This window comes from Anaerotaenia torta (assembly GCF_050433395.1).
Taxonomy (GTDB): Bacteria; Bacillota; Clostridia; order Lachnospirales; family Lachnospiraceae; genus Mobilitalea; species Mobilitalea torta.
Genome location: NZ_JBNPXH010000003.1, coordinates 90829 through 116491, shown reverse-complemented (window position 1 = coordinate 116491; position 25663 = coordinate 90829). Strand labels below are relative to the sequence as shown.

Here is a 25663-nt window from a genome sequence, read left to right as displayed (position 1 = left end):
CTGCCGTCAGGACATTCCTCCCTATCAGCTTATATACCGAAAGGTATTCTCCAGACACAACGCCCCATATCCCAATGTCCGGTTGGGGTAAACATTTTCAATTCTCAATGCCCTTGCTCCGTTAATCAGATAAGCTCTCACCTTCTCTGCATACAGATAGGGATCATTGCCGTTCACGATTCCCCACTGCATGAGCAGGGCCGCACTTCCTGCAACAAAGGGCGTTGCCATGGAAGTGCCGGAACGGACGGCATAACCGCCCCCCGGTGCGCAGGAGTTGATATTCACCCCAGGAGCAACCAGATCCGGCTTAGTCCTCTGATTCCGGGTAAATCCCCTGCCGGAAAAAGGCGCATAGCTGTCCGTATATGCATTATAAGCACCGACAGAGACTGCCAGCTCTGCCGTAGAGGGAATAGTCAGGGTGGTGAATTCCGAAGGCATCAGAAAGCGGGTCGCCGGGTTCTTCACTCCGCCGGCAGGCAGCCACATATCATAATCACCCGTAATGATACGGCGGGGAACCAGCTCGATACGCCATACACCGGAATTAATATATCTTGTAGTCGGAATCAGCTCCAGATAAATCTCCTGCTGAGGATTATAAGGAGTCGGCTCTCCATAGAACAGGAACACTTCCGTCTGTCCGATCCGAAATTGCTGCGTCCCGAGAATCTCCGGAATAGGCCCCACCCTGGTTCCATTGGGAGCGGTGATAACTACCTCAAAATGATCATAGTAATTCTTCCATATCTGTACATTCAAAGAAAACTCAAATTCACTGACTGCCAGCTCCACTACCTGGCTGGCTCCCATGGTGAGCATTCCCTGGGCATGGTTTCCGGAGGCCCCTTCATTGCCCGTACCAATGACAATGCTGCTCCTCCACTGTATGGCAATATCGTTAATGAAGCTTTCCAGCAGGGTCCTTCCCGTGTGAGAACCATAGTTATTGCCAAAGCTGATATTGACCGCGACCGGCTTTCCCGCCGCCGTGGCATATTTGATCACATAGTCGATAGCCTCCATCAGCTGTGAGGTCCGGGGAAAGGAGGCTCCCACCGAGGCTCCCAGCTTCACAATAACCAGGTCGCTTCTGGAAGCCACACCGCGGTACAGGCCGTTGCTGGCTCTGCCATTGCCTGCCGCAATTCCTGCCACATGGGTTCCATGCCCGGAAAGATCCGTACTGGGCACGATCTCCATTCTCTGGGGCATGGGTACGAGAAGGGCTTCATTAATCTGTTCCCTGGTGTACACCGTGCCGGCATCATAGCCCGGAGGCGGATTCCCCGATATCGTCTGATCCCATAATGCGGCAATCCGCGTCGTTCCGTCCTCATTGCGAAAATCCGGATGGGAATAGTCTATGCCGGAATCAATGACCGCCACCAGCACCCCTTCTCCGAAAAGTCCCCTGCTGGCGGTTTGAACCGGATTGATGCAGGAGGCTGTCCGCCCCTCGTTGACCTCATAGAAGAGCCGTTTTGGCTTTTCTATATATTCGATCTCGCTATACTCCGATAACCGGCTGATGAGATACTGAGGAATGGTAATGATGGCATATTGATTGGACAGCTCCACCGCGGATATTTGAAGCTCTTGCCTTACTCTCTCCAGAGTGCCGGTGTATTTTACAATCAACTCCCACCGGTTCGTATCCGGAGTATATCCTACGTTAAGATTTACCGCCTTCTCCCTCTCTGCTTCCGGGACGTCCAGCGCCAGATTTAACTCATTATCAATCTTCGCGTCATCCACTATAATTCCACTCCTCTCCCTGTCTTCCTATTGAAATCAGAAAGCCTAACTCATATAATAGAATTATATGTATCCAGCACGCCACTAGGACAATAAAATAAGGATATCAAAAAATTTATTTTCTTCTGATATCCTTGTTTTATAAATTGATATTCTATTCTTACACTGTATACCAATATAATCACTGCGATATTAGCAATAGCAGCACAGCTCTCCATAAAAATGCCGGATGGCACTCCCTCCATGATATGCACATGAACAGGCTCCAAAGGCTCCCTATATAACAAACATAAAAGTATTCTCCTGCTATTATTTTACATATATTCACTGGCCCGACAGAATCTCCGCCCGCTCCAAGGCCGCATCAATATTTTCGCAAAAATTCTCTGTTCCCACAAATTGATCAAAGCCGGCCTTCTGCATCATTTTCATCGGCTGTTCCTGAACATGGGACAGGAGCAGGGTGATGTGCTTCTTCTCGCAGGATTTCATCACCTTATTCAAGGCATGGAGGGCATTCACATCCATGGCCGGCACACTCCGCATCCGCAGAATGACCACCTTCACATGGGCATCCAGGGATATTTTCATGATCTTATCCGCTGCACCAAAGAACATGGGTCCGTTAATCTCATAGACCAGGGTATTCTTCGGCACCTTTTTCAGGCGGATATTCTCAGAATCATTCTCCTCCTCGCCGCCTTCCTTATCCGGATAGACCCAGCTCTGCACATCCGCCACATCTGCCATCCGTTTCATGAACAGCATAGCCGCCAGCAGAAGCCCTACCTCAATTGCGACCACCAGGTCAAAAATCACCGTAAGGGAGAAGGTTGCTACTAATACCAGAATATCGCTCTTGGGAGACTTCTTCACCAAACTCACGAATTCTCTCCACTCACTCATATTATAGGCTACCACAAACAGGATCGCCGCAATGGTAGGCATGGGAATCAACGCCGCATAAGGCATGAGCACCACCAGAATCAGAAGCAGGACAACGGAATGAACCATTCCTGCGATAGGAGTCCGGCCTCCGTTCTTCACATTGGCTGCCGTCCTGGCAATGGCTCCCGTTGCGGGAATGCCGCCAAATAAGCTGGAACAGATATTGCCTGCTCCCTGGGCGATCAGTTCCATATTGGAACGGTGCCTGCTGCCGGTCATGCCGTCAGCCACAACGCAGGACAGCAGGGATTCCACTCCGGCCAGCACTGCAATGGTAACCGCATCGGGAAACATGGTGTTGATCATGGTTATATTCATCTTAGGCAGCTGAAAGACCGGCGGTCTGGAAGAAATCTCATACAGGCTTCCGATGGTATTGACCTCCAGATCCAAGAGCTTCACCATAGCGGAAGCTACAAGAACCGCAATGAGGGATGCCGGAATCCTGCCATTGATTTTCGGCCAGAGAATCAAAATAGCCAGGGACACCGCACCCACCAGCAGGGCCCATCCGTTGACCGTCCCTATACTTTCAACGCAGACAACCAATTTCTCCAGTGTTTCCACCGGACTGCTATGTAAAGTCAGTCCAAAAAAATCCCGGATCTGACCGATAAAAATTGTAACCGCAATTCCCAGCGTAAAGCCGGTGGTAATGGTGTAAGGAATAAACCGCAGCAGCCGTCCAAACCGCAGCAGCCCCATGATAATCAGCAGAATTCCCGCCATAATTGTAGCTGCGGCCAGCCCTTCCATCCCATTCTTCGCCACAATACCCGCGACAATAGTTGCAAATGCCGCCGTGGGACCGGAGATCTGCACCCGGCTGCCTCCCAAAAAGGAAATCACAAACCCTGCTACAATGGCTGTGTAAAGTCCCTTCTCCGGTGTCACTCCCGATGCCAGCGCAAGAGCAATCGACAGCGGCAGCGCAATGATTGCTACAATCACACCGGCCACTACATCCTTCATAAACTGTTCCTTCGTATACGTCTTCATCACTGAAAACAACTTAGGCTTTAACTTATCCATCTTCGTGCCTCCATATAGTTCGCCTTAGCGGCTGTTTCACTTCACTATCATATTCCGACTATCTCATTTTTTCAAGTAAATATTAAATATTTCTAAAATTTTAGACAGCAAGCGATTACAGTTCACAGGGTAGCCGGGTGGAGGACATGATGCTCCCTCACACACAGGACGGAAGACACATAATCGGATTTGTATGCCATAGCCGTACAAAAATGTTCGTCTACGGCATACAAATCCAATCACATGTATTCCATACAGTGCATTACGGGAGCATCATGTCCTCCACCCGGCTACCCTGTAAACTGTAATAGCAAACGCAGAAAGCATTCCGGAACAGTGCCGGAGATGGCTGGCAGGGGTTCCCCCCAAGGCACAGACAGGAAAGCTTTCCATATTTTAAACATGGATATTTAATCGATTTATGTTAGAATAGAAGACGTGATTGTAAATAATTTACTCACTCTGAGAAAGGCATGGTTACCATAATGAAAAAACTATTTCTGATGCTTTGTGCAGGCATCCTGATTGTCGCCGCCCTGTTTCTGGGCAGCCAATATACCAAAAAAGACCCGGTCAGAATGTCCTATCCCGACTTTCTCTCCTCCCTGGAACAACAGCAGGTGGAAGAGGTAATCTTCGGCACGGATGAAAACACCTTCCAGGCGAAGCTTCATGCCTCCGATGATACCCTTTACATCATTCCCAATCCAAAAACAGAGCATTTCACCGAACAGCTTCTGCTCCACGGAGCGGAGATCCGCTACGGCCAGGAAAATGTCCTTTTCACTCTGCTGAAGATCCTTGGAACCGTTCTGGTCATCGGCGGTGTGATCTGGTATGCACGAAGCGGGGGGAATGCCAGCAGCCTGATACAAAATGCCAATAAGAAAAAATTATCCGCAAAAAATCCTTCTTCCTCCATTACCCTGGAGAATGTGGCAGGCAACCAGGAAGCCAAATCCATGGTGGAGGATATTATTGAATTCATTAAAGACCCCGGCAAATACACCTGTGTCGGAGCCCGGATGCCCAAAGGACTGCTGTTCTACGGCCCGCCCGGCACCGGCAAGACTCTGATGGCAAAGGCAATCGCAGGGGAAGCCAATGTCCCCTTCTATGCCATGAGCGGCTCTGATTTCGTTCAGATGTATGTGGGTGTGGGCGCCAGCAGAATCCGCAGCCTCTTCAGCAAAGCCAAGAAAAATGAGAGAGCGGTAATATTTATCGACGAAATTGATGCTATCGGCAAGAAAAGAGCCCGGAATGCCACCGCCAGCAACGACGAACGGGATCAGACACTCAATGCCCTGCTGACAGAGATGTCCGGCTTTCATGATAATCAGGGAATCGTTGTAATCGGAGCCACCAACCGTCTGGATACCCTGGACGAAGCCCTGCTCCGGCCGGGCCGCTTTGACCGCCATATAGAAATCGGCCTTCCCGACGTCAACGCAAGAGAACGCATCCTGGCTCTGTATGCCGCTAAGATGCCCCTGGCAGAGGATGTGGATCTCCGGGATCTTGCCCGTTCCACCGTCGGCTTCAGCGGTGCCATGCTGGAGAATCTGCTGAATGAATCGGCGATCCATGCCGCCAACCAGAAGGAACAGGTGATCCGCAGGGATCATATCGATACCGCCTTTTATACCGTGCTGGCCGGAGCTCCGAAGACGGACCGCAGCTATATCACGGAGCTGGACCGCCGGATCACCGCATATCACGAAGCCGGCCACGCCCTGGCCACCTCCCTCCTGCTGCCGGAGCACTTTATATCCAAGGTGACCATCATTCCCAGTGTCCGCGGTGCCGGAGGCTTTAATCTCTCTATTCCGAAGGACACTCTCTTCCAGAACAAGCGTCAGCTGAGAGCGAACCTCCAGGTTCTGCTGGCGGGCCGCATTGCGGAGGAGCTGGTTTTCGGCCCTCAGGAGATCACCACCGGAGCCGGCAATGATATTCAGAAGGCTTCCCAGCTGATCCTTGATTACATCAATAAATTCGGCATGGATGAAGAACTGGGGTTATTCAGCACAGAGGTTCTGGGCGACAGCTGCGACAGCAGACTGGTTGCAAAATGCCGGGATCAGATGAACCTTCTCTATGAGGAGACCAAAGAGCTGCTGATCCGGCACCGCCCTCTCCTGGAATCTATCACGGCAGAGCTCCTGGAAAAGGAATCTCTTGGCCATGAGGACATCAACCGGATCTGTGCCGCGTAAAATGCCGGATTGCCGGCGGATATAAATCACAGACAACGAACGGTACGACCTGCAAACCCCTCTTATATTCAAAGAAATGACAAGGGGCTTCTCTTCTATTAATAACATGAAAATGGTGCGCCAGGAAGATCACAAGTCTTCTTGCCGCACCATTTTTAATATTTCGTTCCTCTAATGTCTACCCTTTTCTGCCGGCCTCTTCAAAGCTTCTCCTGATCTCTCTCACCTGTTCCGCATTCATCTCCTGCTCCGGAGAATTATCATCACAGGTATCCCGATTCTCAACAATCAGAACGGTGGTATCCCTCTCCAGGGTATGAGTATGCCAGGTTCCCTGCTTTACATTATAGAGCTGCAGAGGCTCCATGGCAACGGCGTCAATCTCTCCGATCTCCTCTCCCTGGCCGCCGGTGAACAGCGTGCAGTTTCCTTCCAGCAGTACAAATACTTCATCCGTCTCGCTGTGCTTTTGCATCTTTCCGAGATTCTGGATCTCCAGCTCATCGATGTACCTTAATATGGCCACCCGCCAGGCTCCGAAATCGATCATGGGCAGATAACCCTCTCCCTGGTAGGAAGTCACCTCAATATATTCCTTTTTCATTGTATAACCCTGCATTGCTATCAATGCAATCCCTTTCTTATGACATGGATCCGTGCACTAGATCAATTCCACCATAATCAGATGCTCCCGGTCCTCAGCCAAAGCCTCCAGCCTTGTGCGGGCAATGAGCTTCCTTCCCTCTCCGGCACTGCATTTCTCTTCCGCGCCATACTCCTCTCCGTCAATGAGAAGTCTTCCGATCCGGTATGCTCCATATTCCTTTCCTGCTGAATTCTCATAACATATCCTCAGTCTGCGCCCGGCAAAGGTCAGTGCCGCTTCCGCTCTGCAGGAAGCATCAAACTGCTCCGGCACCAGCTTAGGCTCCAGAAGCAGATTCCCCATCTCTCCCTTAATACCGAACATTTCCGTCAGCACCGTGAGAAGCAGCCAGCTTGCGGAGCCTGTCAGATAATGATACAGTCCCCTTCCGTTATCGCCAATGTACTCCGGGATTCCGGGATAGATTCTGATCTTCTCAAAATCAATGCAATGGCGGTACAGGGAACGGATTACCTTATAGCCTTCCGGGACAAAGCCCCTCTGATAGAGGGCATTGGCATACATAACCGCCATATGGGAGAACACCGCACCGTTCTCCTTGTGCCCGTAAGCGAAACCGAACATCCTTCCCAGGTCATCCTTCACCTCTTTAAAATCCGTGTTCAGCTTATAGCCGCCGATTTCTTCCTGATAAAGGTATGCATCCGCCGCCGCGGTAATTGCCCTTACCTGCTCCTCATCCGCCGTGTTGGACATAATGGCAAATACCTGTCCCGTCAGCATCATGCGCACACCCAGGGGATGATCTCCTTCCACCCTTCTGCCATGGTCATCATAATACCCATTGTACCAGGAATAGCCGTTTTCACTGGTAATCCATTCCGTGGCTCTGATATGGCTGCGAATCCAGGCCGCTTTTCTCTTCAGATTCGCCGCCAGCTCCTCACAGTCAATCTCAAACCGGCCGCCGGAGAGAGTACTCCTGCAGCTATCACAATAGCTCCTTAACAGCGCTTGCTTTCCTTCCACATCCTCATAAAGGGAGGAATCCTCCTCCAGCAGGGTCTTCAGCTCTTCAAAAAAGGATAATCTGGGTATACCGGCCTTTTTAAGCTCCAGAATAAGCTCCGCCATCTGCTCCAGATTGCTGCCGTAAATCGAGGTAAAAGCGACGCTCTCCCCCCGTTCCTTCGCCATATCCAGAGCATCATTCCAGTCTGCTCCCCGAAGGCGGATGTGATTGTGCTCACCCACATCATAGAAAGCCGCAAGATGTTCAATCAGCATATGCTCCAGAATACTTCCCCGGTATTCCTGCCCATTCCTTAACCGTGCACGGTTTCCGTCCTCCGGCTTCCACAGGGGATCCTTTTCCTCTCCCCGCACAGCCTGAGGGTCTTTAAAGTAATAATTTTCTTCCAGCAGAATATTCACATCACCGCTCTGCATAATATAGAGTCTGGTGGTCAAAAACGGCCATACCCCATGATCCATCCACACTCTGGTGATATTATTGCGGTCTGCAATAAATTCCCCCTGCTTCGTACCGATAATGGTGGCATTGGTTCCATCCGTGCGGACACCGCCAAAATTGCTGACCAGCATTTCCCGCACACCCGAAGGATTCATAATCAGCAGCGCAAGACAATCCTGCCACAGATCCCGCCATCCGCGACCTCCCCTTCCGTAATCATGATGGGGCAGGAAGGAACAGCCGTAGATTCTTCGAAGCATCGGCTGGAAATTCACCCAATGCATCCATGCATCAAAATCCCTGGAACCCGTATGATATGCTACATTAATCTTCTCCTCCCAGTAGCTCCTGGCGGCCTCCCATGCCTTTAGACAGGCCTTCCGGGTTCTGAACTTCCCGGCGGTGCGCTCCAGCTCCTCGGGAGAGTCCCCGTATTCCAGAACAATAATATAGGTCTTCGCTGCCCCCGGTTCCAGAAGAACCTCCGGAAAGCAGATGCCGCCCATGGCCTCATAGCCGTTGCGCCGGTACCCGGCCTTCACCGGCTCCTTCTTCTGTATAATCGACCGGGGTGCCTCCAGGGAACCTCCCTCGCCGATAAAATCCTCAACCACAGGATAAAATCCATCCGGAGCCTCACCCTCTCCGGTACTTCCGAATGCGCCGTATACCACCGTATTCTTTTGATGACCCCGTTCGTCAAAGGTCAGTGTGGGATTCAGCAATACGCCGAAGTCCGAGGTCTCCACCCGGTGAAGCATGGAGGTTACATTGCGGTGATCTCTGATATTATCCGCCGATCTTCCGTAGAGGGGAATTGCCGCTGTCGGAAGAACTCTGCAGGGCTTTTCCCCGCAGTTGGTCAGCGTTACCATCATAAGCTCCGCCTGATCCGGAGTATGGGGTACAAAGGACAGCACCTCCGATTGAAGGCCCAATTCCTTCGAGGTTCTGGACAGCTTATGCCACATTACCCCTGCTTCCAGCACCGTTTCCTCCTTCTCCCCCAGAAAGCTCTTCGCCTCCTGTGAGGCTGATTTTCCCACAGCAGACCAGATCTCCTTGTCGTTGATTCTGCACCAGAAGTTCCGGGAGGATTTGTTATTATGGAGATCCTCACTGCTGACCGGAGCCAGCAGAAAGGTATTCTGTCCCATCTTGCTGTCTCCGCCCAGGGTAGGCGTAACACAGCTCATTACACCGCATTCATTGGCAATCGGGAAGTAAAGATAGCTGGTCGATTCCGGGTTCTCCAGCCGGAATCTGCCCTTTTCATCTAAAAACTCATACCCCTTCATATTTCTCTCCTTCGTTGTCTCTTGTTCGTTTTTGTTGGTCTTCATTGCTTCTCGTTACTTCTCGTTGGTTCTTATCCTTTCCCTCAGTTCCGGCTGTCCTTCTGATACACTCTGACATGCTCTACTTCCATCACAAAGGGCAGCGCCGCTTCGTCCACCTCTCCGCCCAATCCGCCTCCTACCGCAATATTCAAAATAAGATAGAAGGGCTGATCAAAGGGCCAGGCAGAAGCGGTCTGATCCTCCGGGTCATCGCTCTTTTCAAAACGGCAGGCACTGATTCCGTCCACATAGAACTCAAAGAAATCCGGTGTCCACTCCATATGATAATCATGAAAACCGTCGCTGATTCCCGGAAAATCCCGGAATACGGTACACTGCTTCGTATCCTTCCTGGTATGATTATGCTTTTCACTGTGAATACTGAAGAACAACTGATCCAGTCTCCTTCCGATATGCTCCAGGATATCGATCTCACCACAGCGCGGCCATGGCGTGCCGGTTCGGATGGAATCCGGCAGCATCCAGATTGCCGGCCAGGAGCCTTTCCCCTTGGGCAGCCTGGCACGGAACTCAAACAAACCATACTGCCAGGACTGTCTTTCATAAGTAGTCAGTCTGGTTGAAGTATAAGCTCTCTCTCCGTCCTGTTCCTTTAACGCCCGTATCACCAGCCTGCCGTCCTTAACCGACACATTCCCCGGTCTGTCCGTGTAAGCCTGCAATTCCTGGTTGGCCCACTGGTGGTTGCCCAGATCATAGTTCCATTTCAACGGGTCCGGAGCCCCTTCATACTCAAATTCATCGCTCCATACCAAACGATACCCCTTCTTCCGCTCTTCCATCTCAAATCCTCCATTCTGTCCCTAAACTGTGAAGTTGTGCCGTTGCACAAATCTGTCTTTTATTCTGCACGTAACAGGCTTCATGCTTCCTCTTTATTTATCATAAATACCGAAGCAGTGGCCTCCAGATCCTTCACCGCTTCATTTAACCGAAGCGCCGTGGAATTCAGCTCCTCCACCGACCTCATCTGATCCGTCGCGGTAGCCCCCAGCTCACCGGTGGCCGCGGCCGTCTGCTGTGTTGTGGAAGTAATACTGTCCATGGCCCTCAGCGCATCCTCCTTGGCTCTCTCAATCTCCGAGATCTCCCCGGTAATCAGCACCAGATTATCTGACAACCGCTCCACATGATCATTGATGCTGTGGAACGCTTCCACCGTACTCTTCAATATCACTTCCTGGGTCGCCACAATATCCTCCGCCTTATGGGCAGTAGTTACGGTCTCCCTGGTCTGCTCCGTAATCTGGGCGATAATTCTTCCTATCTGATTTGCCGCCTCCTGAGTCTGGGCCGAAAGCTTGCGAATCTCCTCCGCCACTACCGCAAAGCCCTTGCCGTATTCACCGGCTCTGGCCGCCTCAATGGTAGCATTCAGCGAAAGCAGACTCGTCTGTTCCGATATCTCATTGATGGTATGAAGAATTTGATTTACAGCCAGGGATTTCTCCTCCAGCTTCTCAATATCTTCAATTACAATATTGGTAATGTCAACCGTATTCTTCGCCTTCCGTGAAAGCTCGTCCACAATCTCCGCCGCTTCCTTCACAATGTTCCTGGTCTTACAGGTAATCGTGCCAATATCTTCGGACTTCTCATTTACCGTACCAATCCGGTCCGACAGGATCGACATCTGGTGAAGGCATTCCTCCGCATCACTGGCCTGCTGGCTTGCGCCCTGTTCGATCTCCTCCACCGCCTTCGTGATCTCCTGGGTGGCTTGAAGAAGGAGGGAAGAATTTCTGCTGACATACCCTGCATTCTCGGTGACCGTACGGATTACCACTACCGTCCGCAGCAGCAGGTCCTTCATACCCGCAATCATGCGGTTAATTCCAACGGCCAGATGATTGAACTCATCCTTTCTTTTCAGATGGGCCGTAACCGTGAGATCTCCCTTGCCTGCCTGTTCCAGCACCGCATTGGTCTTATTGATGGTCTTGGCAATGCCAAGAGCAAGAAGCCCGCCTACCACAATGGCTATTATACTGGAAATCACTACGATGGTAGCCGTCAGCGTCAGCATCTCATCCGACTGCCTGGTGATCCTGTCCTTGGGAATCATAGCGCAGAGAACCACCTGCTCTGTGCTGAGGGAAGTACTGAGATACAGATATTCCTGGCCTCCGTACTGATCATAGCTCTTTCTTATCTCTTCCTTTGCGGCATCTCCCTTCAAAGGAAGCTCCTTCTCACTCTCCCGTGAGGTCATCTGTTCCTGATAAAACTCTGTACCGGCAAAGCTGAAATTCTCCGGATAATCTCCGAACAGGATTTCCTTCCCGTCCCCGGTGATAAAGCCCAGAATACTGCCTTCTTCCAGTCCGGCCTCCTCCATGGCTCTTGTGAGAAAATCCCGCTTAATATCGATTACAATAAAGCCGATCTTCTTGTTATTGGTATTATACAGATAATAGGTGAGAGCAAGGCCAAAATCATTGCTGGTGGACGCCAGAGCCTGATCCAGATAGTCATGGTACCCCCTCCATTGAAAGCGGCTTTTGGATTCAATAAAGCTCTTTCCCTCCTCCGATTCCTGGAACCTGGAATACAGATCTGCCGGAAGCGTTCCGCGGGCGGATGCTCCCATGCCATACCCGGCAAAAATATAGATATCCTTAACCACTCTATCCTCCATGGAATTGGAGGACAGGAGATTCTGGATCAGCTTATACTGCTCCATCTCTGCCAAAGAATCCCCTTCATAAACCCCCGAATAATATTTCTTAATGCTTTCATTGGTGAGAAACTGATTGATTTTCGCTGTTACAGACTCAAACCCCAGCTGATAATAGCTCTTCATCATCTCCAGTGCCGTCGCGCTGGAGGTCTCATAATTCTCAATCATAGCCTGGGAGGATTTCTGATAAGAAAGAAATCCAAGAAGTATAATCAGTGCCACAGGGATCAGAAACACCCCTGTCAGCTTCATCCGTATGCTATGTATAAAAAGCCGGCCTTCCCTTCTATTTTCAAAACCAACCGGCTGCTCCATCTTCTTTTGCTTCGTCTTCACCGTTTTTGCCCTCCGATTACGGCTAGCTCGTCTCTTTTTCGGCTTTGCCGCTTCCCATTCTTATGTTTCATCCTTCGTCCTGCCTACCTGGATATTCTTCCGATATTCCGTCGGAGACACCCCGCAGACGCTCCGAAACAGCTTCATAAAATGCTTCTCATTGCTATAGCCGACGGTGCTGCTGATCTCGATGACTTTTTTATCTGTTTCTTCCAACAGACGTTTTGCTTCATTTATTCTGATGGTTTTCAAATAGCTCACAAAATTTGTCCCTGTATATTGTTTAAAGGCATAGGAAAACAGGGAATAATTCATGGAGATATAGTTGGAGACCACCGCCATATTCAGATCCTTATCATAATTCTCCCGGATATAGCGGATTGCCTTCTGAATCTTCTGTTTATTCTTATAGTCGTCAAATTCAGTGAGAATCTTGGCATTCACTCCTTCCACCCAGCGGGAAAATTCCTCATAATAAGCAACGGCATTATCAAAATGAAAGACTCTGGTAAAGGGCACACTCTCTTCCCCGTCCAGATTGATCACATTCTTATAGTTGGCAACGATCTTATCCACAATGGACTTCATGGCTTCACTGAACCGGTCCGCGCTGATCATTCCCTGCTTCGTCTTATACAGGATATGAACCAGCAGCTTGTTGGCCGCCTCCAGTTTGTCCGTTCCGATCAGCTGCACATATTGCTCCAGAGTCTCCTCGGGAATGCCCGCATTGCTGTACTCTGCCGGACTGTACCTTACTATGAAGCTTCCTGTTACAAAGGCGTTCTTCCTGGCCTCCAGAGCCTCCTGCCAGGCTTCAATCAGCTCCCTCAGCTTATTATGCTCCCGGCTGACGCCCACATAATGCCGGTTTAACTGATCACACAGGAACTCATCCAGATCGGAAGCCTTTAGAATGAATACGCTCTGCTCCTCTACCTCCTCCAGCAAAATAACATTCTCCTGCTCTTCCCTTCCCCCCGGCTTATAATTGGTACAGCATACCACATAATTTCCCTCTACAAAGTAATCCTGGAATTTGTTCTCTATCTCCTGTATCTCCGCATCCTCAATATCAGAGTTTAAAAGCATATATTTAAACTGTTGATAGCTTATTTTTGTAATATCCTTCTTTCGGCTTCGCTCCTCCTCAATTTCCTTCTCCAGCTTTACCAGAATCGCTGAAAGCTTATCCCGATCAACAGGCTTTAATATATATTCCCTCGCTCCGGCCCGCATCAGCTCCACCGCATAGGAGAAATCCTCATAACCGCTGACTACAATTACCCTTGGAGTATTCGGCAGCAGCTGTACTTCCCTCACCAGAGTAATTCCGTCCATTTTAGGCATACGGATGTCCGTAATCATGATATCAATCTTACGGTTCTTGATGACCTCGTAAGCTTCCTCCCCGTTTTTGCATTGGATAATCTCATCAAAGCTTACGGAAGAACGCATCGCCATGGCATGGATTCCCTGCCGTATCAACTTCTCATCCTCAACAATCAACAGCTTCATTGCCTCACCTCCAAGTCCCTATTTAAATGGTATTTTCACAATTACCTTCGTATAGCAATCCTTCTTTGATGCAACACTGATGCCGTAATTTGTTCCAAACGTAATTTTTATCCTGTCCTGCACATTCTTCAGCCCGATCCCATTTCCTGAGCTTCCGCTGGTCTTGATCTCCCCGTCGATCTTCTTCTGCAGCTCCACCAATTCCTCCTCGGTCATACCGCTGCCCGAATCCGTGATCTCAATGGTACAGTAGTCCCCGTAAATAATTCCTTTCATATAGATGCTGGTATCCTCCGCCAAGCCTTCAATGCCGTGATAAATTGCATTTTCAATGATGGGCTGCAGGGACATCTTCGGTATCTCCTGGGAATAGATCCGCTCCGGGATATTCTGACTCAGATAAATCTCGTAATCAAACCGAAGATTCATCAACGCCAGGTAATTTTTAATATAGTCTATCTCTTCTTCCACCGTTACATTCTTGGACACCCATCTCATGCTGTAGCGCAGCAGCTTGCCCAGGGAGGTGACCGCATCGGAGATCTCGAATTTGCCGTCAATCTCCGCCATCATCTTGATGGACTCTAGGACATTATAAATAAAATGGGCATTAATCTGGTTTTGCAGTGCCCGGATTTCCGAATCCTTAAAGAGGAGCTCCCTCTGAATACTATCCTCCATCAGCTGGGTGATATAATCCAGCAGCTTATTAATCTGCAGTCCCAGCTCCCCCATTTCATCCGATCCGAGATTCACCACCCGTATCCCCAGATCCCCCTTCCGGATCTGGTGAACCGTATCAATAATCTCATAGAAGCGCTTCAGAATCAGATCAATAATAAGCTTTGTAAAAAAGATTAATACCGCCGTAATCAGCAGTGCAATGACCAGGAATACATTCCTTGTCCGGTTTACCTCGTTGATGGTCTGATCCAGGGAGACTATTTTGATCAGATATCCCCCCAGCTGCTGAATTGGCTGGAAGCAGACAATGGCATGGCTGCCGTCAAGCATCTTTTCCTCTGTGTAGCCGGCACTGTGCTCCTCTATATTGGCATAGAACTTCTTCGCATCCTCCAGCCAGGGGCTCTCACGGTCCATATCGTAATACATGGCTCCCCCGGCATCCACGAAGCAGACCCATTCATCCTTATCAGAAGCATACATATCCGGAAACAGGGTTTCCATCCTGGTGGAAACCTCAATGGTCGCGTCCAGACCGTCTTCCAGACCGGTCATCTTCGTTACAAATCCTGCAATATGAGAAACCGGCCTCAAAACATAAGACGGAAAGATCTGATCTGTGTAATCAAACTGCCAGGAGCCGGATTTAAAGTCAGACTGTGCCCAGCTTAATTTCATCATCCGGTACTTTTTGTACAGAATGGGCATCATCTCTTTTACATCCGCATCCACATAGATCCGGATCTGATACAGATAGGGATTGGAATTCACCAGCTTCTCCAGGCTGGCTATATCATTATTATAGAAATGGAGAAGCTCCTGGGTAGCGACCCCGTCCCCCTGGGTGAAGGCCGTAATACCGCTCCAGATATTCTGGCTGTGGATGACCACCTGGGTAGACATGGTACACATCTCCACCTTCTTCTGGATTTCCGCATAATGCTGGATAAAGCTCATCTCCACCGATTTAATTTTCTTGTGTATCTCCGTCTTCCTGACGTTCTGGAAATAGAGCGTGGATAGGATGAAAATCGGAATGATAACGGTTATAACAATCGCTAAGGATATTTTCCGGTCCAGCTTTAAAGCCGCAAAGCGTGCCCTTATCTTCTTCATTATACCAAGCCTTTCTGCCTGCAGCACCATGTTCGCCTGTATGCACCGGTGCTCGTAATACAGCACCAGTCTGTGTATTACCTTATACTTCCATCTTAGACAGAATTACCTTTGCTGTCAACCCCGGCTTCCTACTTCCTTAACAAAAACCAGTAACAGTTCAGCCTGCGGCTGTTACGAAAACCGGGATTACTGCAAAAGCATAGTCCTAGCATTTTGCAATAATCCCAGTTTGTAGTAGCCGCTATTTATTCAGACTATTATTTCAGACCAAGCTTTTCTTTTGCTGCATTCATTAACTCAGTTCTCTTAGCCAATACCTTATCATGGCCCCACTCCTGACGCTTTGCAGTGAAATCAGCCAATATCTTATCGAATTCCGCCTCGGTAGGAGCCAGAAGCAGCTTGGGAAGTACAGCACCCCACTCATTATCAATCTTGGACTGAATCTCCTGTTCCTCTGAACCGGTTTCCAGGGTGATATCATACTGAGAGGTTGTAATGGTGTAAGGATAGGTCCAGCGCTCCATCTGTCCCAGAGGCTCTGCGGTAGGAACAGCCCATGACAGCGCCATAGCGTTATCCTGGAACATCCAGTAGCAGGAGTCAGCTCCGTACTGCTTATCGTATGCTGCTCTGTCATTGGTCAGAATATCACGAACCTCCTGTTTCATTGTGGGAACGCCGTCAACATAATCCCAGGTCACGCCTTCCACACCAAGCCAGGTCATATGCTGTCCATACTCGCTCATTAAATAGGAGCACAGCTGGATTGCACGATCCGGACGCTCACACTTCTTGGAAATCATAGTAACGGTCCAGCCGTTGATACCAGTGCCGGGCAGGGTATAAGCATCGCCCTTGGAGTTCTTCGGTCCGTCTACTGCAATATAAATGCTGTTGGGATCATTGGCATATAATATCTTCTGCTGGTCAGCAAAGTCGGTGCGCTGATACAGCATACAGAAATAACGTCCCTGAGCAATCTTTTCTTCCATCTGAGCTCTCTTGTCGATGAAAATATCATCTGCAAGGTAGCCTTCCGCTCCTAACTCTCTGTATACCTTCAGCCAGCGGATTAATTCCGGATCATCGTATCTGTAGTAGTTCTGTCCGTCCTTCTCATAAGGAATGGCCAGGAAGTTGCTTAAAAACAGGTCGAAGGAATTGTTGCCGGTAGCGCCGAATTCATGAGCACCAATGGGAATCAGGCTCTGTCCGTTAACCTCGGGGAACATCTCCTTTGCCTTCTTAACAGCGGCAACAAAGCCTTCCGGTGTGGTCATATCCGGGCTTCCGATTGCTTCATACATATCCTTGCGTACCAGGAATGTCTGATTGGAAGGAATTTTATCATATTTCTCATAGTCCTGCGGGGAGAAGGAGGAGTTGGGATATCCGTAGATATGCCCGTCAGGCTGTGTATACCAGCCAACACGGCCGGGATCAGCAACTTCAAACCAGTAGGGATCGTATTCGGTTGCCAGCTCATCCAGAGCATAAACCATCTCATCCTCGATCATCTGTCCAACCTGACCTTCCCACCAGCCAAGGGTGATAAGATCCGGAAGGGAATCGGAAGCAATCAAAGAGTTCAGCTTCTCTGCCTCATTGCCGGCAGGAACAACAAACTGAATGTTAACACCTGTATCCTCGGTAATAGTCTTGGATACCAGATTCTCTCCCCAAGGTGTTGTAAACCAGGAGAAATGGATGTACCAGGTCAGAGTAACCTTATCATCCGCATGAGTCTGCCATCCGGGAACGGTTCCTTCTGCTGCGGGAGTATCCTCACCTGATGTATCCTCCGGTGCGGGAGTATCCTTGTTAGTGTCTGTGGCAGGTGCCTTTGTAGGTGCTGCCGTAGGTTTTACATCACCAGTTCCGTCCTTCTTGCCGCAGCCGGCGAGGGAGATTGCCATCACCAGTACAAGAAGAACTGCAAGCATTTGCTTGAAGCTTTTTTTCATTGTTCTTTCCTCCTCATTATAAATAATTTTGCATTTATTCCTTAACTGCGCCTATCATCATTCCCTTGATAAAATACTTCTGAAGGAATGGATATACACAGCATATAGGCAGGGTTGTGATCACCATGGTCGCCAGCTTGATGGCGGTCGAGGTTGTGTCAGATGCGGTAATATTGGAAGAAGAGAAGGCACTTGCCACCTGGCTGGACTGAACCTGTGCCACCATCCGGTACAGATAGGTTTGAATCGGCTCCAGATCCACTCTGGTGGTCATATACATTACTCCTCCGAACCAGTCGTTCCATTGACCTACACCGTTAAACAGCGCGATGGTCGCCAGCACCGGTTTAGACAGCGGAAGCACCATCTGCAGGAAGATTCTCCACTCTCCCGCACCGTCGATCCGGGCAGCCTCCTCAAGGGAAGCCGGTATCTCCCGGAAAAAGTTAATAAAAATCAAAAGGTTAAAAAAGTTAAAAGCTGCCGGTATAATGTATACCAGGAAGTTATTTAATAAAGACAGGTTCTTAAACAGGAGGAAGGTAGGAATCAAGCCTCCCGAAAAAAACATGGTTATGGTTCCGATTGCCATATACCATTTCCGGCCCACCAGGTGACTCTTGGACAAGGGATAGGCCACCATTGCCGTGAAAAACACATTTGTAATGGTTCCAATCACCGTTTTTGCGATGGTAACCTTAAAGGATTGCAACACTCCGCTGTCCTCAAATACCACCTTGTAATTCCCAAGGGAGAATTTCCTCGGCCACCAGTAAATTCCTCCCATCATCGCATCCTTCGCATCGTTAAAGGAATTGACCACTACATACCAGATGGGATAGATACAAAGAAAGCAGATAACCAGCATAAAAATCGTATTCAGGGTATCGAAGATCAGGGTTCCCTTAGAACGCTTGATTGCCGTTGCATGCATTGTTTTCAAAATAGTTCCCTCCATTTTCCTTAATACAGCGATCTGCCAAGAAGCTTCTTACAGGTCGAATTGGTTATCAGCAGAAGAGCCAGGGCGACAATCGCCTTGAAGAGCCCTACGGCAGTTGCATAGGAATAGTTCCCCATCTGCATTCCCAATTGGTAGACATAGGTGTCAATTACCTGGCTGCGCGAAATATTGATCTGGTTTTTCAGTATCATAATCTGATCAAAATTGGAGTTAAGCAGGGAGGATACCTGCAATATCAGCATAATGGCAATTGTTCCCGTAATGGACGGAAGGGTAATAAAACGTATTTTCTGAAGCTTGGAAGCCCCATCTACCGTAGCGGCTTCATACATCTCCTGATCCACTGCGGCAATTGCCGCCAGATAAAGAATTGCTCCCCATCCCAGCTCCTTCCAGCTGTCGGTGATCAGGGCAATCCACCAGAAATACTTCGGTGCGCCAAGGAAGGAAATCGGTTCCTTCAACAAATGAATCGAGGTAAAGAAATCATTCAGCAGGCCGTCCTTCGACATCCAGGTTGTTAGGATACCTCCCAGCACTACCCAGGATAAGAAGTGGGGCAGATACGAAATGGTCTGGGATATCTTCTTAAATCTGTTTCCCCTGATCTCATTCACCAGCAAAGCAAAGATGATCGGCAGGGGAAAGCCGATGAGTAACTTCAGCAGGCTGATTCCCACCGTATTCGTCATAATATCGGTAAAATTACTATCCGAAAAGAAGTCTTTGAAATATTTCAGGCCCACCCAGGGAGCTTCAGAGATTGCTTTGGTAATCTTGAATTTCTTAAAAGCAATCACAATACCGCCCATGGGTATGTAGTTAAATACCAGCATCCAGAGAATTCCGGGAAGCACCATCATCTGCAGTTTTCTCTGGCGCCACCACTTCCGCAGTGTCTCTTTGGCACCACCCCTGCCGATTACCGGCATACTCCCTGCCCTTACAGTTGCTTTCGCCATAATCTATTCCTCCATCCTAATCCTCACATTCCCTAAAGCATTTTAAATAAAATCGTTTTTATTTTTATACAGGAAATTTTGTCTTGTGAACATTGTCTTAAATACATAATAAACAATATTGTTTCCCAGCATAATGCTCAATTTTTCTATAAAGGTGTCATTTTTTTATTTTCAACACCATCTTTACTTTCCCAGGGTAACCTTGTCCCATATTTTATGATTCACTGAAATTTTATGATCTTTTTTCAATGCCTCATAAGCTTCTTCCACCGCAATCTGCTTCGCTTCCGTGAGAGCCTGCTCCAGTGCCTCCTGATAAAGGCTGTCGGAGGTATTGCTGACCAGCTTAAGAATATAAAACCCTTTTACTGTCTCCACAATGCCGCTCACCTCTCCCTGCCGCATTGTAAGAATGGTCTCTTCCAGATTCTTTTCTTCACCGAAGGTATCCTTCCCTTCAAGAAAGGACAGCTTCCCTGAATTCAGAGACTCGCTCTGATCCAGCTCTGTGATATCTTCTGCCGTCTCCGCCTCTGAAAGAAGCTTCTCCATCTCCTCCCGGTCCTTCCCATAGAGATACTGAATGTCATATTGCTGATAGTCCTCTTTCTTTATTGTCTCCTTAACCTTGTCCTCCTCCGTCTTAACGCCCTTCTCGAAGGCGGAGTAGCTGATCGCAGCCAATGCAATCTTGTCCTGCAGCTTTATCAGCTTCTCTTCGGTTAATCCCAGTTTGCTCAGTCTTTCCTGGGTGAAATTCTTAGTGAAGCTCTCCACCTTGGAACGGTTATTTTCCTTATCGCTTTCGGTCAGAGCATCACCCGCCTCCATGGCCTTCTGATAAAACAATTCGTATTTAATCGCATTCTCCAGGGCCATATCCTTCAATGCCTCCCCCAGAGTTACTCCCTCTTCATATTCCACATCCCAGTAGTTCTCCCCGCTGTTCATATAAGAAGCATAGAGCTGCCCCTGCATCTCTGCAAGAAGGAGATGATACTGCATCTCATCCATGCTGATTTCTGTCTTATCCACCGTCACTGCCGTTTCCTGCCCCCCGGCTTTTCCTGCGTTCCCGCATCCCGTAAAGGAAGCCGCAAGAAGGGTGATTGCTAGAAATCCGGCTAATATTTTTGATTTTTTCTTCATCATTACCACCTTAGTTTGAATTTTATATTTGTGAAATATGCTATGATTCAGATGTCAAAAGCACCTTTTAACAACCTAAATCCAGTATATCAAAACATTTTTTTATCTTAAGGAGAGTATTTTTTTAGAAGGTGTCATTTTTTTAGTTCGACTTTTCACACCTTCTCTTCGTCCTGAAGATTGACCTCCAGAGGAGTGACCTTGCAACGCTTTCTATCATAGGTCAGCAGACCGTTTACTTCATCCTCCACATCACTGAGCTGGGTGTACACTACCGCTGACAGCCCTTGCTCCTTCAGCTTTGCCAGTTCCTCGCGGTAAAGCTGCTGATAAGCTCGGTCAAACTCCTCCCCAGTCAGATATATTTTATATCCGTACACCCTCCAGGAAAAGGAGTGCCCCGGGATATAGCAGGCATAGCCTCCGATTTCCGAGAAGATCACCGCCCTTTTGCGATACCGCACCTTCAGAGGATGAAAATAATTATGAACACTTTCAAAATCCCCGATCCCCTGGTCATACCAACCGCTGGCGTGGTCAATCAGCCTGGTGGTATCCAGCTCCCGGATCAATCGGTAAGCTTCCTTTGCATCAAACTGTCCCCACCCCTCATTAAAGGGCACCCATACAACTACCGAGGGACAAGAGTAGAGGAGTTCCACCGTCCGGCGGCATTCCATGCTCCACTCCCGCCGGCCCTCCCGGTTCCCTCTTCCAAACAGCCGGTAATATCTGTCACTGATCCGCCCGGCAATCCAGGGAAGAAGCGTGGGCAGGTATCCTACCAGAAGCTGGTTATACTCTCCTCCTCCGTTCACCATATCCTGCCACACCAGCATTCCCAGCCGGTCACAGTGGTAATACCAGCGCAGAGGCTCTATTTTAATATGCTTGCGAAGCATATTAAAGCCCAGGGCCTTCGCCTTCTCAATATCATAAATCATCGCCTCGTCACTGGGCGCGGTATATAATCCGTCCGGCCAGTATCCCTGGTCTAAAAGTCCGTTCTGAAAATATGGCTTTCCATTCAAATGAATTCGGATATGCCCATTGCCGTCCTCTTTCAGCTCAACGCTTCTCATGGCAAAATATCCTTCCACCCTGTCCTCTCCGGCGGTCAGTGTAAAATCATACAGGAAGGGCCTCTCCGGACTCCAGAATATAAAATCCTCCAGTCTGACAACAATCCCCGGCTCATAAAAGGAGGCGGTGTATCTGACCTTCTCCCCCTCCCGAACAGTGATCTGATACTGCAGCTGCGGCTCCGGCCGTCCATAAGAGGTGTTGCAGCTGATCAGCAGCTCAACCTCCCCTTGCTCCGTTCGGGGCGTAATCTTGATTCCTTCAATATAATTCTCCGGCACCCACTCATACCAGACCGTCTGCCAGATTCCGCTCTGGGCCGTATAGAACATTCCTCCCCGGAGCAGCTTCTGTTTTCCCCGGCTGTGAAAGGAAGTGTCAGATTGGTCCTCCACCTTCAGCACCAGAAAATTCGTCCCCTCTCTCAGCTCCTCCGTAATATCCACGGAGAACGGAAGATAGCCTCCCTGATGGACGGCGGCCTTATGATCATTAAAATATACCTCACAGCTTTGATCCACCGCTCCAAAATGAAGAATGAGACGCCTGCCGGAAGGAAGCCTTTCTATATATAATTCCCTTCGATACCAGAGATATTCGCCCGGCTTGAGCTGGCGGCCGACTCCGGACAACACGCTCTCCGGAGAGAAGGGAACCAGAATCCTGCCGTCATAATCCCTGGGTATTGCCCCTCCGTCATTGCGGATGGCGTAATCCCAGTATCCGTTTAAAATCGTGTAATTCTCCCTCCGCAGCTGAGGTCTTGGATATTCCTGCAACACTTTTCCGGCATCCAGACTCTCTCCCCAAACCGTATACAGCTGGTTATTCATACCCAGCTTCTTATCTTTAAACAGCAAAGTTCTGACCGCATCCTTTATATTCATCACGGCACCCCCCAAGGAATTCTATTGCAATAATGCGACTTATAAGAACAATTGTAATATAACCAGTTTATTACGGCAACCCATACTATGTTCCTGAAAAAGGGCTGCAATTTTGCAGACTTTAAGTCCGCCGAAACTGCAGCCCTCCTATATATAATTATTTCTGTTATGTCTGAGATGATCTCTTACGTGGGAGCTGCTACAGAAGAGCCGTTGCAATGGCATTGCCGGGCAGCTCAAACTCAATCAGCTTACCCTCCACACGAATTACCACCGGAAGCTTCTTTTCCGTCCGGTTCAATACTACCAGCGCCAGGGAACCATCCGGATTCTGAAAGGCTGTTGCCTCCAGATCACTGGTATATTTTGATAATCCGATCCGCTTTGCTCCGGGCCGGATATATTTGCTGAAATGTCCGATATAATCAAAGGACAGCTTGATATCCAGTTCTCCCGTCCGGATATCAACCATAACAGGCGCATCGCAATAATTCCCCACATGGTTGGGACCGCCTTTTTCATCCAGAAAGATATTCCAGTCGATGAAACCGGTCATTCCCGCATTGAGATTCCCCATGATATCATGAGCATACATCTGGGCATTCTTCAGCTGGTCCGTGCTAAAACGGCTGTATTCCACACAGCCCTCGGTGAAAATCAGCTCCTTGTCCGGGAATGCCTCTCCGGTCAGACGGATGGCTTCAAAATGATCCCCCGAATACCAGTGGAAGGCTACTCCGTCCACCAGAGAATCCGTGTCCTGATCAATGATATCCCTGGCACGCTCATACATACGTTCCTTATTGTGATCCCAGATATTCACCTTGATATGCCCCAGTCCGTTCCGTTTCAATACCGGAGAAAGAAAATCTCCCAGGAATACCTTCTCCTCCTGCGCCGTAAAGATGCAGGAATCCCAGGTCTGAACCGCGGCTGGTTCGTTCTGGATTGTTAACCTGTTTACTTTAAAGCCCTTCTTCTCATATTCCTTAATATAACGGCAGATATATTCCGCCCAGGCTTCCCGGCATTCCTCCTTCAGCTTTCCCCCATGGGTACGGCTGTTATTGGTCTTCATAAAAGCCGGCGGAGACCAGGGAGTAAGCATCAGATCAAAGGCTTCTCCCGCCTTCTCCTGCGCCGCTCTCAGGAGAGGAAAGATATATTCCTCCTCCCGGTCCAGACTCATGGATGCCATCTCCTTATCCTCCGGGTCATCCATAGCCGTATAGGTGCCAAGGGAAAAATCGCAGCTGTCAATATGGCTTCTCATCAGATGATAACCATGTCCCCCTTCCCCAAAATACAGCTCCAGCGCTTTCTCCTGATTTTCCGGCGTCAGCTTGGAGAAGGCATAGCCTGCCGCCTCGGTTACCGCCCCGCCAAATCCCAGCCAGGTCTGGTATTTCACTTCCGGGTACAGATTAACCACATGATTTTCAACCGCCTTTCCCTCCGGTACGGCCTCATACTCCCTTACCAGGGTCTCCTTTTTCCGCTCTTCATAACAGGTTGTGATTAATTTCATCGTGATATCCTCCCTCTGCCGCTATCCTTCTATTATTGCTGTTACAATGGACTGCTCCGGAAGCACCTGGCGGAAAATCCTGTCCCCCAGCTCAAACGTAACCGGCAGCACCTGTGAATTCCGGTTCATCATTACCAGCACTATGGATTGGTCGCTGTTCTTAAAGGCCGTCATCTCCAGCCGGTCCGTATAATTGGTAAATCCAATTCTCCTGGCTCCCGGCCGGATATATTTGCTGAAATGTCCGATATAATCAAAGGACAGCTTTACATCCAGCTCTCCCGTCCGGGTATCAACCATAACAGGTGCATCACAGTAATTGCCCACATGATTGGGTCCCCCCTTCTCGTCCAGGAAGATATTCCAATCAATGAAGCCGGTCATTCCCGCATTGAGATTTCCGATGATATCATGGGCATACATCTGGGCATTCTTCAGCTGATCCGTGCCGAAACGGCTGTATTCCACGCAGCCCTCGGTGAAAATCAGCTCTTTCCCGGGATAAGCCTCCCCAGTAAGCCGTACCGTATCAAAATGATCCCCCGAATACCAGTGGAAGGCCACCCCATCCACCATGGAATCCGTATCCTTATCAATAATATCCCTGGCACGCTCATACAGACGTTCCTTGTTGTGATCCCAGATATTCAGCTTAATATGGGAGAGCCCCTTCTCCTGCAGGACCGGATAAAGATAATCCCGCAGAAACTCCTTCTCCTCCTGTGCCGTGTAGATACAGGAGTCCCAGCTCTGTACTGCCGCCGGCTCGTTCTGTATGGTCAGCCGGCTCACCGGAAAGCCCTTTTTCTCATATTCTTCGATATACCGGCAGATATACTCCGCCCATTGGCGGCGATACTCCGGCCTCAGCTTACCGCCCTCCGTCTTCTTGGAGTTGGTCTTCATAAAAGCCGGCGGCGACCAGGGGGTCAGCATCAGGTCAAATTCTCCTCCCGCCGTCTCTCTGGCTGCTCTCATCAAGGGAAAAAGATATTCCTCCTCCCGGGCAAGAGAAAAGCTTTCCATCCGGGTATCCTCCGGATCATCCATGGCGCTGTATACTCCAAGGGAAAAATCACAGCTGTCAATATGGCTTCGCATCAGCCGATAGCCATTCCCTTCCCGGGAGAAATACAGCTCCAGTGCCTTCTTCCTGTTCTCCTCACTGAGCTTGGACCAGGCATAGCCCGAGGCCTCGGTAAAGGCTCCGCCAAAGCCCAGGAAGGTCTGGTATTCCAGCTCCGGATACACCATAACACTCTGCATCCCTCCGGCTCCCTCCATTAGCTCCATCTCCCGGAGATCCGTGTTCTTCACCTGCTCTTTATATGTCGTGGTGATAATCTTCATCTCTGCCTCCATACCGGCGCATCGCGCCAGATTT

At 49.3% G+C, this 25663-nt stretch carries 16 protein-coding genes; 1 reads left to right on the top strand and 15 read right to left on the bottom strand.

All coding sequences use genetic code 11. The features are described 5' to 3' along the window. Positions 1–24: 24 nt before the first annotated feature. Entirely contained in the window at positions 25–1761 is a 1737-nt protein-coding gene (locus tag HNQ56_RS06605) for a S8 family peptidase (protein ID WP_429143961.1), read from the bottom strand. 324 nt (positions 1762–2085) lie between these two features. Next, the gene (locus HNQ56_RS06600; RefSeq protein ID WP_429143960.1) at positions 2086–3741 is read right to left on the bottom strand and encodes a SulP family inorganic anion transporter; all 1656 of its coding nucleotides are present in this window, start codon (positions 3739–3741) and stop codon (positions 2086–2088) included. Between the two features lie 485 nt (positions 3742–4226). On the opposite strand from HNQ56_RS06600, the gene HNQ56_RS06595 reads away from it, so the two are divergent. Next, positions 4227–5960 (top strand): ATP-dependent metallopeptidase FtsH/Yme1/Tma family protein, encoded by a 1734-nt coding sequence (locus HNQ56_RS06595; protein WP_429143959.1) that lies wholly within the window; start codon positions 4227–4229, stop codon positions 5958–5960. Between the two features lie 178 nt (positions 5961–6138). Here the strand turns inward: HNQ56_RS06595 and HNQ56_RS06590 are convergent, their stop codons facing one another. The 13 genes from HNQ56_RS06590 to HNQ56_RS06530 form a co-directional block, all read right to left on the bottom strand. Beyond that, the gene (locus HNQ56_RS06590) at positions 6139–6564 is read right to left on the bottom strand and encodes a hypothetical protein (protein WP_429143958.1); all 426 of its coding nucleotides are present in this window, start codon (positions 6562–6564) and stop codon (positions 6139–6141) included. Between the two features lie 57 nt (positions 6565–6621). Continuing rightward, complete coding sequence (locus HNQ56_RS06585) at positions 6622–9339, bottom strand: GH36-type glycosyl hydrolase domain-containing protein (protein WP_429144453.1); 2718 nt, start codon at positions 9337–9339, stop codon at positions 6622–6624. Positions 9340–9422: 83 nt separating this feature from the next. Next, positions 9423–10184 carry a glycoside hydrolase family 16 protein gene (locus HNQ56_RS06580; RefSeq protein WP_429143957.1) on the bottom strand — a complete coding sequence of 254 codons (762 nt, stop codon included), beginning with the start codon at positions 10182–10184 and terminating at the stop codon, positions 9423–9425. 80 nt (positions 10185–10264) lie between these two features. Beyond that, positions 10265–12418 (bottom strand): methyl-accepting chemotaxis protein, encoded by a 2154-nt coding sequence (locus HNQ56_RS06575; protein ID WP_429143956.1) that lies wholly within the window; start codon positions 12416–12418, stop codon positions 10265–10267. 60 nt (positions 12419–12478) lie between these two features. Then, positions 12479–13936, bottom strand: a complete 1458-nt coding sequence (locus tag HNQ56_RS06570) for a response regulator transcription factor (RefSeq protein WP_429143955.1) — start codon at positions 13934–13936, stop codon at positions 12479–12481. An 18-nt stretch (positions 13937–13954) separates the two neighbouring features. After that, positions 13955–15736, bottom strand: coding sequence for a sensor histidine kinase (locus HNQ56_RS06565; protein ID WP_429143954.1), 1782 nt, complete (start codon positions 15734–15736; stop codon positions 13955–13957). A 260-nt stretch (positions 15737–15996) separates the two neighbouring features. Continuing rightward, positions 15997–17706, bottom strand: a complete 1710-nt coding sequence (locus tag HNQ56_RS06560) for a type 2 periplasmic-binding domain-containing protein (protein ID WP_429143953.1) — start codon at positions 17704–17706, stop codon at positions 15997–15999. Positions 17707–17740: 34 nt separating this feature from the next. Next, complete coding sequence (locus HNQ56_RS06555) at positions 17741–18640, bottom strand: carbohydrate ABC transporter permease (protein WP_429144451.1); 900 nt, start codon at positions 18638–18640, stop codon at positions 17741–17743. A 29-nt stretch (positions 18641–18669) separates the two neighbouring features. Continuing rightward, positions 18670–19632 (bottom strand): ABC transporter permease, encoded by a 963-nt coding sequence (locus tag HNQ56_RS06550; protein ID WP_429143952.1) that lies wholly within the window; start codon positions 19630–19632, stop codon positions 18670–18672. Positions 19633–19815: 183 nt separating this feature from the next. Beyond that, the gene (locus HNQ56_RS06545; protein ID WP_429143951.1) at positions 19816–20781 is read right to left on the bottom strand and encodes a peptidylprolyl isomerase; all 966 of its coding nucleotides are present in this window, start codon (positions 20779–20781) and stop codon (positions 19816–19818) included. Between the two features lie 155 nt (positions 20782–20936). Further along, positions 20937–22751, bottom strand: a complete 1815-nt coding sequence (locus tag HNQ56_RS06540; protein ID WP_429143950.1) for a glycoside hydrolase family 2 protein — start codon at positions 22749–22751, stop codon at positions 20937–20939. A gap of 199 nt (positions 22752–22950) precedes the next feature. Beyond that, positions 22951–24279, bottom strand: a complete 1329-nt coding sequence (locus tag HNQ56_RS06535; RefSeq protein WP_429143949.1) for a glycoside hydrolase family 30 protein — start codon at positions 24277–24279, stop codon at positions 22951–22953. 21 nt (positions 24280–24300) lie between these two features. Continuing rightward, complete coding sequence (locus tag HNQ56_RS06530; protein WP_429143948.1) at positions 24301–25629, bottom strand: glycoside hydrolase family 30 protein; 1329 nt, start codon at positions 25627–25629, stop codon at positions 24301–24303. Positions 25630–25663: the final 34 nt, after the last annotated feature.